Annotated in this window: 13 protein-coding genes; 12 read left to right on the forward strand and 1 reads right to left on the reverse strand. The window is 43.1% G+C overall.

Annotated features, from left to right (window positions below):
• The first annotated feature begins 119 nt into the window (after positions 1 to 119).
• The 4 genes from BLW54_RS08150 (at position 120) to BLW54_RS08165 (ending at position 2,638) form a co-directional block, all read left to right on the forward strand.
• The gene (locus tag BLW54_RS08150) at positions 120 to 641 is read left to right on the forward strand and encodes a YceD family protein (RefSeq protein ID WP_035505555.1); all 522 of its coding nucleotides are present in this window, start codon (positions 120 to 122) and stop codon (positions 639 to 641) included.
• Positions 642 to 686: 45 nt separating this feature from the next.
• Complete coding sequence (gene rpmF, locus BLW54_RS08155; RefSeq protein WP_035505553.1) at positions 687 to 860, forward strand: 50S ribosomal protein L32; 174 nt, start codon at positions 687 to 689, stop codon at positions 858 to 860.
• A gap of 468 nt (positions 861 to 1,328) precedes the next feature.
• The gene (locus BLW54_RS08160) at positions 1,329 to 2,084 is read left to right on the forward strand and encodes an enoyl-CoA hydratase/isomerase family protein (RefSeq protein WP_074733895.1); all 756 of its coding nucleotides are present in this window, start codon (positions 1,329 to 1,331) and stop codon (positions 2,082 to 2,084) included.
• A 71-nt stretch (positions 2,085 to 2,155) separates the two neighbouring features.
• Entirely contained in the window at positions 2,156 to 2,638 is a 483-nt protein-coding gene (locus tag BLW54_RS08165; protein ID WP_035505548.1) for an RsfA family transcriptional regulator, read from the forward strand.
• A 90-nt stretch (positions 2,639 to 2,728) separates the two neighbouring features.
• Here BLW54_RS08165 and BLW54_RS08170 read toward each other — a convergent pair whose 3' ends face one another.
• On the reverse strand, positions 2,729 to 3,208 hold the full coding sequence (locus tag BLW54_RS08170; RefSeq protein WP_083391494.1) for an N-acetyltransferase: 480 nt from the start codon (positions 3,206 to 3,208) through the stop codon (positions 2,729 to 2,731).
• Between the two features lie 159 nt (positions 3,209 to 3,367).
• On the opposite strand from BLW54_RS08170, the gene BLW54_RS08175 reads away from it, so the two are divergent.
• From BLW54_RS08175 to BLW54_RS08210, 8 genes are all read left to right on the forward strand, one after another.
• Positions 3,368 to 4,252 (forward strand): 2-dehydropantoate 2-reductase, encoded by an 885-nt coding sequence (locus BLW54_RS08175; protein WP_074733897.1) that lies wholly within the window; start codon positions 3,368 to 3,370, stop codon positions 4,250 to 4,252.
• On the forward strand, positions 4,245 to 4,628 hold the full coding sequence (locus tag BLW54_RS08180; RefSeq protein ID WP_074733899.1) for a DUF3397 domain-containing protein: 384 nt from the start codon (positions 4,245 to 4,247) through the stop codon (positions 4,626 to 4,628). The genes BLW54_RS08175 and BLW54_RS08180 overlap by 8 nt, the downstream gene beginning before the upstream one ends.
• A 245-nt stretch (positions 4,629 to 4,873) precedes the next feature.
• The gene (gene bshC, locus BLW54_RS08185; RefSeq protein ID WP_074733901.1) at positions 4,874 to 6,499 is read left to right on the forward strand and encodes a bacillithiol biosynthesis cysteine-adding enzyme BshC; all 1,626 of its coding nucleotides are present in this window, start codon (positions 4,874 to 4,876) and stop codon (positions 6,497 to 6,499) included.
• 162 nt (positions 6,500 to 6,661) lie between these two features.
• Positions 6,662 to 7,093, forward strand: coding sequence for a division/cell wall cluster transcriptional repressor MraZ (gene mraZ, locus BLW54_RS08190; protein WP_074733903.1), 432 nt, complete (start codon positions 6,662 to 6,664; stop codon positions 7,091 to 7,093).
• 22 nt (positions 7,094 to 7,115) lie between these two features.
• Entirely contained in the window at positions 7,116 to 8,096 is a 981-nt protein-coding gene (gene rsmH, locus BLW54_RS08195) for a 16S rRNA (cytosine(1402)-N(4))-methyltransferase RsmH (RefSeq protein WP_074733905.1), read from the forward strand.
• Entirely contained in the window at positions 8,093 to 8,461 is a 369-nt protein-coding gene (gene ftsL, locus BLW54_RS08200) for a cell division protein FtsL (RefSeq protein WP_035505536.1), read from the forward strand. The genes rsmH and ftsL overlap by 4 nt, the downstream gene beginning before the upstream one ends.
• A 17-nt stretch (positions 8,462 to 8,478) precedes the next feature.
• A complete protein-coding gene (locus BLW54_RS08205) occupies positions 8,479 to 10,617 on the forward strand; it encodes a penicillin-binding protein (RefSeq protein ID WP_035505534.1) in 2,139 nt (712 codons plus the stop codon).
• Between the two features lie 89 nt (positions 10,618 to 10,706).
• Complete coding sequence (locus BLW54_RS08210; RefSeq protein ID WP_035505532.1) at positions 10,707 to 12,629, forward strand: stage V sporulation protein D; 1,923 nt, start codon at positions 10,707 to 10,709, stop codon at positions 12,627 to 12,629.
• Positions 12,630 to 12,662 lie beyond the last annotated feature (33 nt).

Consider the following 12,662-nt stretch of genomic DNA (forward strand, 5'->3'; position numbering starts at 1 on the left):
GGAAAATGTGGGATTTTTGGTATAAACAGCGCTAATACAAGAACGTGCTGTAAAGAAAAAATATTGACAAATCAGCGAAATCCTTTTACAATAACTTTTGTTGCCATGAGGTGATAACTATGAAATTTCCTCTACAAAAACTCAAACAGGCAGGCGATGAGCCTTTCTATTTTGAGGATGACGTAGATATTCGCGAATTAGAAAAGTTGAACAATGACATTCGCAGGATCTCCCCTGTTCATGTCAAAGGTCAGGCAATGACACGAGGAAATGATATAACGGTAACTTTTTCAATTGATGGAGAAATGGTGTTGCCTTGTGCCCGGACATTAGTCGATGTGACTTATCCATTTCACATTGAGGCTCTGGAGGCATTTAATCTGTCACCGTACCATACAGAAGAAGATGACTCTGAAGTTCATTCCGTGAATGGAGAAGTGCTTGACTTAACGCCTTATATCAAGGAAAATGTACAGTTGGAGATTCCAACTCGTGTTTTTTCTAATGATGATGAGGCTCATGAAGCAGCCCCCCAGGAAGGGAAAGGCTGGCAGGTGGTTACAGAGGAACCAGAGGAAAAGAAAGTGGATCCTCGAATGGCTAAACTGCAATCATTATTAAATGAAGAAGAGAACGAATAATAAAACATTTATGGTTCTCACAATTCCTTAAAGGAGGTGTACAACATGGCAGTACCTAAGCGTAAAACGTCTAAAAAAGTAAAAAACCAACGTCGTACTCACAAGAAACTTCATGCACCAGGAATGGTTCAGTGTGATAACTGTGGCGAGTACTCAAAACCACACCATGTTTGCAAATCTTGTGGACAATATAATGGAAAACAAGTGGTGAACGACTAAGTTCATTAAAAAAAGGTCTGACTTCGGTCAGGCCTTTTTTATATATCTACTCTTTTCCCGCAAAAGCTCCCTTATCCAGAACACTCAGTTTTGAGACATTGTATGTGTGAATGGGGGAGGGGAAGCTACTCGCTTTCCACAGGGAAGACGGCAAACCCATCCTTTCCCGCAGGAGTCTTTTATGGAGACGGATCTACAGTAACGTCATCATCGAGTTTTCATCCACTGGTAGATTGTATGGAGGACGATTTCCGAAATACTTGAGACGGCTCTGGGGTCTCCCTTTCATAAAGATCACTATTCTTGGAAGAGATTTTTGAGAAGTCCATTATGCAAGGCACGGCGATCCATTCCTCGCCGCTCCGATCCGCACCCGATTTCCCGGAATCAAGTTTCCAGAGAACCGCCATATAGTTGAATACTTCTGATCACTTTTCTGGTACATTAGGGTAGAAAGGGGTGGAATGAATGGAGAAGCAAGTATTACTAGAGAAAAAAGAAGGGTATGCCGTTATAACCTTGAATCGATCGGAAAAAATGAATGCGGTTACGAAACAGCTAACAAAAGAAATGTACAAAGCGATTATAGATTTGAAGCAGGAAGATTTGAAATTCCTTATCGTCACTGGCGCAGGTCATCGAGCATTTTGTGCCGGTGGAGACCTTAATGAACTTCACGGGGAAATGAATGCTGAACAAGCCTATCAAATCTTACATCCTATGAAGGAAGTGCTGTATGAATTAGCTACATTCCCAGTCCCTACAATTGCCGTTCTAAATGGGCAAGCCAGAGGAGGGGGATGCGAAATTGCAACAGCCTGTGACTTTAGGTATGGGGCGGAACAGGCCTCTTATGGGTTCGTTCAAGGGAACTTAGGGATCACACCTGGTTGGGGAGGAGGGACGCTTCTATACCATCGAATACAAAACGACTTTGCTGCTCATTGGCTAATGGATGCTGAAATGTACACAGCAGAGCAAGTCTATCGAATTGGGTGGTTACATAAGATCATTATGGTAAACTGGAATGAAAAATTGTTTGCTTCCTTTTTAAGAAAAACAAATGAACAGATGAGGGTCTTTAAACGCCAGTATATGGAACATTTAGATCTTCCGTATCTATCGGAGCAAATGGACAAAGAAGTGTATCAATGCTCCTTATTATGGGAATCGGATGAACATAAAGAAGCAGTTCGGAACTTTGCAGCTAAGAGAAAAAGGTAAGAAATGAGAAATGCGATTCTATCAATCATCCCTCATGCATAACTATAAGCAAACGATAGAGGAGGGATGCTATGGATGCCCCAAGACAAGATGCCTGGAAGGAAGAAGAGGATCTTTTACTGGCAACGACTGTGTTAAAACATATTCGTGAAGGGAAAACGCAGCTGGAAGCCTTCCAGGAAGTCGCTGAACAGCTGCACAGAACTCCGGCAGCGTGTGGATTCCGATGGAATGCGACCGTCCGGAAAAAATATCAGAAAGAAATTCAGGAAGCTAAAAATAGCAGAAAATCGACGCGAACGTTCTATGCACCACCTGCATCATCCGATGAAGCCCCGATGTCTCTTGATGCGGCCATTTCCTTTTTAAAAGAGATGAAAAGTAAGCAGTTCGAAGAGCAGGGGAAAGAAAACTTGGAAAGTAAACTGAAAAAGCTTAACGAGGATAATGAAAAACTCCGTAAAGAATTGAAACAGTGGGAAGCGGCATGGAACGAAATGGATCGACTCGTACACTGGGTGAGAGAAAAACGAAAAAGTGAAAGTGGTGTTTAATTTTCCTCGTTCCTCATGCCCTTTATATTAATTACTATCATAAAAAAAGGCCCCTACAACAAGTGTAGTGGCCTCATTCTTGTTTTTTATTTACACATCTCTTTCCTCGACACCTGATGGCATCCAGATCAGAGGGTTCTCCCCTAAATCGCGCTCTACATCATAATTAGCTTTCTGGAAGCCCATATGCTCCCAAAAACCGTGAGAATTGATGCGAGGATTTGTTTTGATCGGCAGATCGAAACTTTTTGCAAATTCTACTAAATCTTTCCCATAGCCAAGCCCTCGGTAGTCAGGCAGTACTTCGAGTTTCCACAATTCTAAATAGTCCTGAGGGGGTTCGAAGTAATGATCATATTTTGCCTTCACACGGTACAGGCTCATCCGCGCCACTAAAGCGCTTCCATAATAGATCCCGTAAAAAGGTGATTCACTGTCGTTTTCAACGATATTGCTTTCTAAGTCTTCCAACATGGCAAGTTCCTGGTTTCCGTATTCTTTGAAGCGCTTAAATTCCTCGAGCGTCTTATAATTGACCAACAAAGGTTGAACTTTTGTTTTTGTCATCATATCAGAATCCCCTTTCAATTATCTGTATATATCCTTATTATAATATAAAAATTTTCAGAATGAAATGAATAATAATACATTGGACAAAAATCGACTGCATTATTGTTCGAGAATCTGCTACAATGGGTAAGCAGATTCGTAAGAAATGAGGAGAGACAGATGAAAATTGGAATCATTGGAGCGGGTTCCATAGGATTATTGACAGGGGCCTATCTTGGGGAAAATCATGAGATTCATATGTTTGTTAGAAATGAAAGACAAAAGCAAATCCTTAAAACAGAAGGAATTGTTTGTGATGGTCTTCCAAGCCCCACATCCGTCCATGCCCACATGCACACAACGGTCCATGAAGGCTTTGATTTATGGATTGTTACAGTTAAACAACACAGCCTCCCAGCTCTTCTTGCTGAACAACTGCCGAAGGATGCGCCCTATTTGTTTCTTCAAAATGGTATGGGGCACTTAGCAAAAATTCAAGAAACAAACCTAAGCAGCTATGTCGGTGTCGTAGAGCACGGAGCCTTGGCAACAGCAGATAATAAGGTCTCTCACACTGGAAAAGGGAATATCCAATTGGCGGCGTTTACGCATGTGGAAGAACACGGTGTCCAACCCCTTGCGGAGACATTACATAGAAGAGACTTCCCGTTCATTCCACAGGAAGATTATGAGCGCATGCTAAAAAATAAAATCGTCATCAATACAGTTATCAATTCTCTTACCGCCTTATTCTTTCAACCGAACCACTCCATATTAACCAACCCATCGATGAGAGAACTTGCCTATTCCTTATGTGAGGAAGCTTGCACCGTATTGGGGATGTCCATAGAGAAGGAATGGGAGAGGGTGAAGAAGATCGCTGAGATAACTGGGGAAAACCAATCGTCCATGTTGAAGGATCTCCTAGAAAACCGTCTCACTGAAATTGATAGTATCAGTGGTTATGTCCTACGTAAAAGTAAAGGTCCGCTGCCCTATCATCAATTCGTAGTAAGGGCCATCCATGCGCTCGAATATGAAAGGGGGTTAAGACGCTATGGGTGATCTCCTTATTTATACCATTGCGATCCTCATCACCTTACCGATCCCATTCCTGGTCATCTTCTACCTTTGCGCCCGAAAATGGAGTAAACATAAATTAAAAGCTTTACACCGTACCGCTAATTTCACGGCGCCTGTTTTTATATTAGCGGTCCACGTGCTGCTTGTCGTTTTGTTTAACCGAAGTTTCTTCCCTTATATTATTATCTTCTTACTCTTTCTCCTAGGTTTGTCTATGATCGCACAGTATAAATTGAAGGAAGAGGTTCAATTGTTCCGCGCCTTGAAAGGTTTTTGGCGCGTCAGCTTTCTCTTATTTATACTGGTTTACGTCGGGTTAAGTGCTTACGGGCTATTGAGCCGAGTCGTTTTCGTCTGAAAGAAAAAGGGCATGTGCAGTGCAGGGGACATGTTTTTATATAATCCACACAAAATAACACATAGAGTTGAAGCACAGCTTTACAAAAAGGCTGTGCTTCAAACTTTTGTTCAACTTTTAAAGGGATCATCCATCTTTTTCATCACTTATAAACAGATAATGTGAAGTTTGTGTTTGTTTTTTGTACAATACAATAGATACATACTAAACCATGTAACTTATGCCTATAAAGGAGCCGTATAGATATGCGTATCGATCCGATTGAATTGGAACCGAAACAAACGTTGTTTCGTGATTATAAAAAAAACTTTGAAAAAATCGCCGATAGGTTCGGCCATGCACCTTTTGATAAAAAGATGTGGAATCATCGCTTGTCTGAGTTAAAAGAGCAGACCTATCAGAGAACTGCATTATCTGAGGTTCTACTTACGATGAACCGTCGTTGGGGAGCGCCCGAGAAAACTCTGGAAAGTGTCGATAAGCTTAAAGATGAAGAAAGTGTTGTCATTATTGCTGGGCAGCAGGCAGGTTTGCTTACAGGCCCTCTCTATTCTGTTCATAAGATTATTTCTGTGCTTCAGTTGGCTAAAGAGAAAGAAAGAGACCTTGGAAAGCCGGTCATACCTGTATTCTGGATCGCAGGGGAAGACCATGACTTTGATGAAATTCACCATGTCATGATGAATCAGGGCGGGGAAATGAGAAAAAGAACAATTGCTCACACGCCTGAATCGAAAGCATCTGTTTCTGATATTGCCATCGATCAGACCAAAGCTTCCGACTGGCTCAAACAAGTTTTCCAGTTGGTTAAAGAGACAGAGCATACCCAGGACTTTTATAAAAAAATGGATAGATTATTGAGGGCGTCCAAAACCTATACGGATTTTTTTGCAAAAGTCGTCTATTATTTATTTCCTGACGAAGGTCTTGTGTTGATGGATGCTCATCACCCGGATATCCGCCGACTTGAATCCCCATACTTTACTACAATGATTCATCAGAACGATGAAATTGCTCGCGGGGTTTACGCTATGCTGCAAAAAAATCGTCAAGAAGGGTACGAAACCATGCTGGATAGCGAGTGGAGTGATGCCCACCTTTTCTATCACAAGGAAGGAGAGAGAATCTTACTTGTGCGAGATGAACAAGGGCGATTCGTAGGAAAGAACAATGAAGTTGTTCTAACCAAAGAAGAAATGTTAAAGATAGCAGAAGAAAGCCCTGAATTTCTTAGTAATAACGTAGTCACAAGACCATTGATGCAAGAGGCTCTTTTTCCAGTTCTTGCTTTTATAGGGGGGCCTGGCGAAATTAACTATTGGTCTGCATTGAAACCTGCTTTTGAAGCTACTGGCTTATGTATGCCGCCTGTCTTTCCTCGTTTATCATTTACGATGATTGACAGGAAAACAGGCCAGCAGCTTGAAAGATTGCAACTATCAACAAAGGAAGTGATCCGTGGCGGTGTAAGAGAGCAGAAGCTCAATTGGATTGCATCCCAAAGTACTCCGCCTATTAGTCGGCTGACAGAACAAGTCAAGAATGAGATTGACCGTGTACACGCCCCTTTAAGAGAAAAATCTGCGTCTTTAAGTACAGATTTGGGCGAGCTGGCTGAGAAGAACTTAGAATACCTGCTTGGTCACATTGATTTTCTTGAGAAACGTCTGCAGCGTTCTATGGAAGAGCGGCACCAGCATGAAATGGAACAGTTTGATAATATAGAAGTGACGCTCCACCCGGCAGGCGGACTACAGGAGCGCATGTGGAGTATCGTCCCATGGGTGAACCATTATGGCAGAACAGTATTTGAACAGATAAACAGACACCATCTGAGCTTTGAAAACGATCATTATGTCGTATATTTGTAGGGAAGGTCCCCCACCATCCCCCACCACGAAATAAATAGTTAAACCCCTCTAAAATCTTGCCTTCACGGGCAGGATTTTTTTCATGGAAAGAGAATGATTAAAAAGTAAGTGGAGAAAAGTGGGGCGATGTGGTAAGGTGAAAATAGAAGGTGGGGAGACTCTATGTTCATGGGTGAATTTCAACACAACATTGATGCCAAAGGACGGATCATCGTACCCTCGAAGTTCCGCCCGGATCTTGGTGACAGCTTTGTTCTGACGCGAGGATTAGATCAGTGTCTGTTTGCTTATCCTATGAATGAATGGAAACTGCTCGAAGAGAAGCTGAAAAAACTCCCCCTTACTAAAAAAGACGCCCGTGCTTTTACCCGCTTCTTCTTTTCTGGTGCTGTTGAATGTGAAGTGGACAAACAGGGGAGAATCAACATCCCCCAGCCACTGAGGAAGTACGCATCGTTAGAAAAAGAATGTGTTGTCATTGGTGTATCCAACAGGATTGAGTTTTGGAGTCATGATGAATGGGAAAGCTATTTTGCGGCATCAGAAGAATCCTTCTCAGAGATTGCAGAAAATATGTTAGATTTTGATATCTGATAGGCAGAAACGAGTGAAACTTATGTTTGAGCATTATAGTGTATTAAAAAAGGAAACCATACAGCATTTAGACGTAGACCCAGAGGGTATTTACGTGGATTGTACATTAGGAGGCGGCGGGCATTCAGAAGCCATCGCCGCTGTTTTGACCGGAAAGGGACGGCTGATTTCTTTTGACCAGGATGAGGTTGCGCTTCGTGCTGCAAAAGAGCGGCTTAAGGAATATGGAGACCGAGTAACCTTTGTCCATGCAAACTTCCGTCAGCTGGAAGAGAAATTGGCAGAGCTTGAGGTAACGGATGTCGATGGTGTGATTTATGACCTCGGTGTTTCCAGCCCCCAGTTGGATGTAGAAGAGCGGGGATTCAGCTATCATCAGGATGCTCTGCTGGACATGCGGATGAATCAGGAAGATGAGTTAAGTGCGAAAGAAGTCATCAATGAATGGTCCTACGAAGATCTCGTCCGTATTTTCTTCAAATATGGCGAAGAGAAATTTTCGAAGCAAATCGCAAGGAAAATAGAAGCGGCACGGACCGAGAAACCGATCGAAACGACAGGAGAACTTGTTGAATTAATCAAAGAAGGAATTCCAGCTCCTGCAAGGAGAAAAGGGGGACACCCGGCGAAACGAATTTTTCAGGCTATCCGTATTGCTGTGAATGATGAGCTTGGAGCTTTCCAGGATAGCCTTCATCAGGCCGCTCGTGTCGTAGGAATCGGCGGTCGTGTTGCGGTTATTACTTTCCACTCGCTGGAAGACCGCCTTTGTAAACAAGCCTTTAAAAAGTGGAGTACAAATCCTCCCCTTCCGAGGAACATTCCTGTTATCCCGGAAGACAAACAGCCACCTTTTCGATTACTAAGCCGAAAGCCTATTATTGCCGAAAAATCAGAGCTTGAGGAAAATCGTCGTTCACGTTCTGCGAAGTTGAGGATTGTCGAGAAAGTCAAACCTTGGAATAAAGAATTTGAATTTAAAGAAGGGTGGAAACAAACATGAGTGCTGAAAAGATCAGAAAACAGCAGCCTTTACAGCAGCCTGAGAAACAGAAGCAGGTGAAAGTAAAGGTACATAAAAAGAAATGGATCAGTACCGGAGAGAAATTCCTCTATTCCTTTTCAACAGCAGCTGTCCTAGCTGCGTCTGTTTTCCTAGTTCATACTTCTGCAGAAACCGATGCGATCAATCGTGATATACGCAGCTTGGAACAAGACATTCAACAGCAGCAGTCACAGAATGAAAACCTTGCCTATCAGGTAAAAGAACTAAGTAACCCTGATCGCATTTTAAGCATTGCGAAAGAAAACGGATTGAATATTCAAAATGCCCAAGTGAAACAAGCCGGTAAAATTAATAACGAATAACGGCTGGTGATGAGACAATGAAAAGTCGAAACAACAATCGGAGCTCCGCTTTGTTGATCCTGATCTTCGGGATTATGTTTTTCATCATTGCGGGGCGTTTTATTTACATCGAGACGGCTGAGACGGTCGAAGGAGTCGACCTTCAGAAATGGGCAGAAGATATTAGGACAAGCTCCTACGAAATAGATGCAGACAGAGGTAAAATCTTTGACAAAAACGGAATGGTACTGGCGTATGACCGCCCAACATACCGCATTTACGCCATAGTAGATGAAGCGTATGCGGCTAATATGAATCCACCGGGGCATGTGACTGAACCGGAAGAAACGGCTGCAAAACTCGCTCCTTTGCTGGATATGGAAGCAAGTGAAATCCAAAAAACAATCGAAGAGGGACAAGAAAATGATCGATTCCAAGTAGAGTTCGGGGCTGAGGGACGCTCGATATCTCAAGAAACAAAAGAAGAAATCGAGGAACTTGAATTGAATGGAATTGAGTTCAAGCAAGAATCCAAACGCTATTACCCGAATGGACAGTTCGCTTCTCACGTCATTGGTTTTGCAAGGAGCCAAGACGGAAACATTAACGGCGTGACAGGAATCGAAAAGCAAATGGAAGAACACCTTCAGGAAGAAAAAGGGAAAATCAGTTACGAGCGGGACAAATATGGAACCAAACTCTTAGACCCAAATGAAGTCATGACAGAACCTGAAGATGGGAAAGATGTATACTTGACACTTGACCAAAAAATCCAGACATTTCTGGAAGATGCTTTAACACAGGTGCAGGAAGAGTATAACCCTAAGAAAGTCATGGCTGCTGTAATGGATCCGGATACGGGTGAAATCTTGGCGATGAGTAACCGGCCCAGCTACAACCCGAATAACATTAACGATGTTGAAAATTGGTATAATGACATGGTTTCCCACACTTTTGAGCCAGGCTCGACAATGAAAATGTTCACCTGGGCGGCAGCGATTGAAGAAGGGGTATATAACGGAAGTGACATGTTTAAATCGGGAACGTATAAAGTACCCGGCCATACGATTGGCGACCACAATAATGCTAAAGGATGGGGAAAGATTTCCTATGATGAAGGATTTCAGCGTTCCTCAAACGTAGCCTCTTCTAAACTTGCCTTAGAAGTACTTGGTCCTACGAAACTGCGTAAATATTTGACGGCCTTTAACTTTGATGAGAAAACAGGCATCGACCTTCCGAACGAAAAGAACGGCCGGTTTGTTTTTGATAAGCCGTCCGAACAGGCAACCACTTCTTTCGGCCAAGGCTCGACGGTTACAGCGATTCAATTGATGACCGCCGCTACTTCTATAGCTAATGACGGAAAAATTATGCGGCCGTATATGCTTTCTAAAATTACATCCAGTGAAACGGGTGAAGTATTAAAAGAAAATAAGCCTGAGGAAATCGGGAATCCGATATCAGAAAGTACAGCTAAGAAGGTTCGGGATTTAATGGGGACCGTAGTTACATCTGAACAAGGAACGGGTCAATCGTTCAAATTGGATGATTATACATTAGCAGGGAAAACAGGGACAGCCCAAATCAGCCAAAATGGAAAATATTTGACCGGACGTGACAATTATGTGTTTTCTTTTGTAGGAATGGCACCAAAAGAAGATCCTGAGCTCCTTATGTATGTAGCTGTTCAACAACCTGAATTGGAAGCAACGGAACTTGGTTCTGAACCGGTTTCCTACATTATACGGACAGTGATGGAAAACAGCCTTCATTACATGGATATCCAGCCGGATAAAGAAACAGACGAATCATTATCCCCGTTAACCCTTCCAGATCTTACGGATAAGAGTACCTCGGAAGCGGAGAAGGAATTAAAACAAACCTTCGATAACGTGGAAGTCATAGGGGATGGAGAAGAGGTATCAGCGATCCTCCCTGCTCCTGGTACAAAAGTTGTTGAAAATCAACGCATTATGATTGTTACGGATCAACCGACAATGCCTGATTTAACAGGTTATTCTGCTAGAGACGTACACAGGCTCGTGAAACACTTTAATTTGAATATTGAAAGTACGGGAAATGGTTTTGTTGAAAAACAAAGCATCCCGGCAGGATCCAATATTAAAGAGGGCGGATATTTAGTTGTAGAATTAGCACCGCCTCAAAGCGAATAACACCATTCCAAGCAGTGTTCTAATCGTTTCTGGATTGCATATAGTGATACAAGCTGACTCTATCGACTTCAAAAAAGGAGTTAATTTAGATGAGACGAGTATCACAAGTAATCGTAAAGAAACGGTTAGTCGCTGTTTTTCTAGTTGGAATGGTTATTTTTTTTGTCATTGCTGGAAGACTTGGGTATGTGCAGTTCTTCCTTAGTGACTTTCTAATCTCAAAGGCGGAAGAGTCATGGAGCAGGGATATCACGTTTGAACCAGAACGCGGGAAGATTCTGGATTCAAATGGTGAAGTACTCGTGGGCAACCAGTCTGCCCCCACAGTGATGGTTGTTCCACGGCAGGTAAAGGACGCAGATAAGACAGCCCGGAACCTTGCTCAAATATTGGACATGAGTGAAGAGAAGGCCTACTCTCATGTGACGAAAGTGACTTCCATTGAAAGAATTCACCCGGAGGGACGTAAAATCAGTGAAGAGCAGGCAGAAGCCATACAATCTTTGCAAATGCCCGGGGTTTATATTGCTGAGGACTCTGAGAGGTATTACCCTCATGGATCTTTTCTCTCCCATGTTCTTGGGTTCAGCGGAATTGATAACCAGGGGCTGTTAGGACTGGAAGCCTATTATGATGAAGAATTAAAAGGTGAAAAAGGGGCGTTATCTTTCTTCTCTGATGCAAAGGGGAAACGAATGCCGGATATGGCAGATATTTATAAAGCGCCTGTGGATGGGAAGGATCTGCAACTGACAATCGATTATAAGGTCCAATCCATTATGGAAAGAGAACTGGATATTGCCCAGGCGAAATATAACCCGGACGGGGCTGTCGCATTAGCTGTTGATCCAGACACGGGAAAAGTTGTCGGGATGGCGAGCCGCCCTAATTTTAACCCTGCCAATTACCAAGAAGTGAAACCGGAAGTTTATAACAGGAATTTACCAGTTTGGAGTACGTACGAGCCTGGTTCCACATTTAAAATTATAACGTTAGCGGCCGCGCTGGAAGAAGACCTTGTCGATCTTGAGGAAGAACACTTCCATGATTCTGGCTCTATCAAGGTGGATGGAGCGACGCTGCATTGCTGGAAGAGAGGCGGCCATGGGGACCAGACCTTTTTAGAAGTCGTACAAAACTCGTGTAACCCTGGGTTTGTTACCCTAGGGCAGCGCCTGGGTAAAGAAAAGTTGTTTGAGTATATTGACCGCTTCGGTTTTGGAGAAAAGACGGGCATTGATTTAGAAGGTGAAGGGAAAGGGATCTTATTCAAACCTGAAAATGTGGGACCTGTAGAACAAGCCACTACAGCTTTTGGTCAAGGGGTATCTGTTACGCCAATCCAGCAAGTGATGGCTGTTGCAGCTGCTGTGAACGGGGGATATTACTATAAACCTTATATACAAGAGGCATGGCTTGATCCTATCAGTGGCGATACAATAGAGAAAAACGAACCTCAATTGAAAGAAAGAGTGATTTCAGAAGAAACCTCTGCTGAAATTCGACGTTCCCTGGAAAGTGTTGTTGCAAAAGGAACAGGGCGTGGAGCCTATGTGGAAGGGTATCGGGTAGGAGGAAAAACGGGTACAGCCCAAAAAGTTGGCCCAGACGGCAAGTATATGGAAAACAACCATATCGTTTCCTTTATTGGATTTGCCCCTGCTGATGACCCTGAGCTCGTCGTGTATCTCGCCATTGATAATCCAAAAAATACTGTCCAGTTCGGTGGGGTTGTAGCTGCACCGATTGTTGGAAATATTATGGGGGACAGCTTGCGTGCCCTTGGAGTAAAACCACGGAAAGATGGCCTTGAAAAAGAATACTCCTGGCCGGATGAACCACTGGTAGAAGTTCCGAAAGTTATAGGAATGGAGAAAAAGGAATTGAGTCAAATGTTAATGAATTTAGAGGTGGAAGTGAGCGGCAGCGGATCTAAAGTCATCACACAAGCCCCTAAGGCCGGGGTGAAAGTGCCTAGTGGCTCGACTATTCGAGTCTATTTAGGGGATTAATGGCTGTTTGGTATAATAAAACATGCTTGAAGG

The sequence above is a fragment of the Halobacillus karajensis genome, assembly GCF_900108515.1.
GTDB classification, from domain to species: Bacteria; Bacillota; Bacilli; order Bacillales; family Halobacillaceae; genus Halobacillus; species Halobacillus karajensis.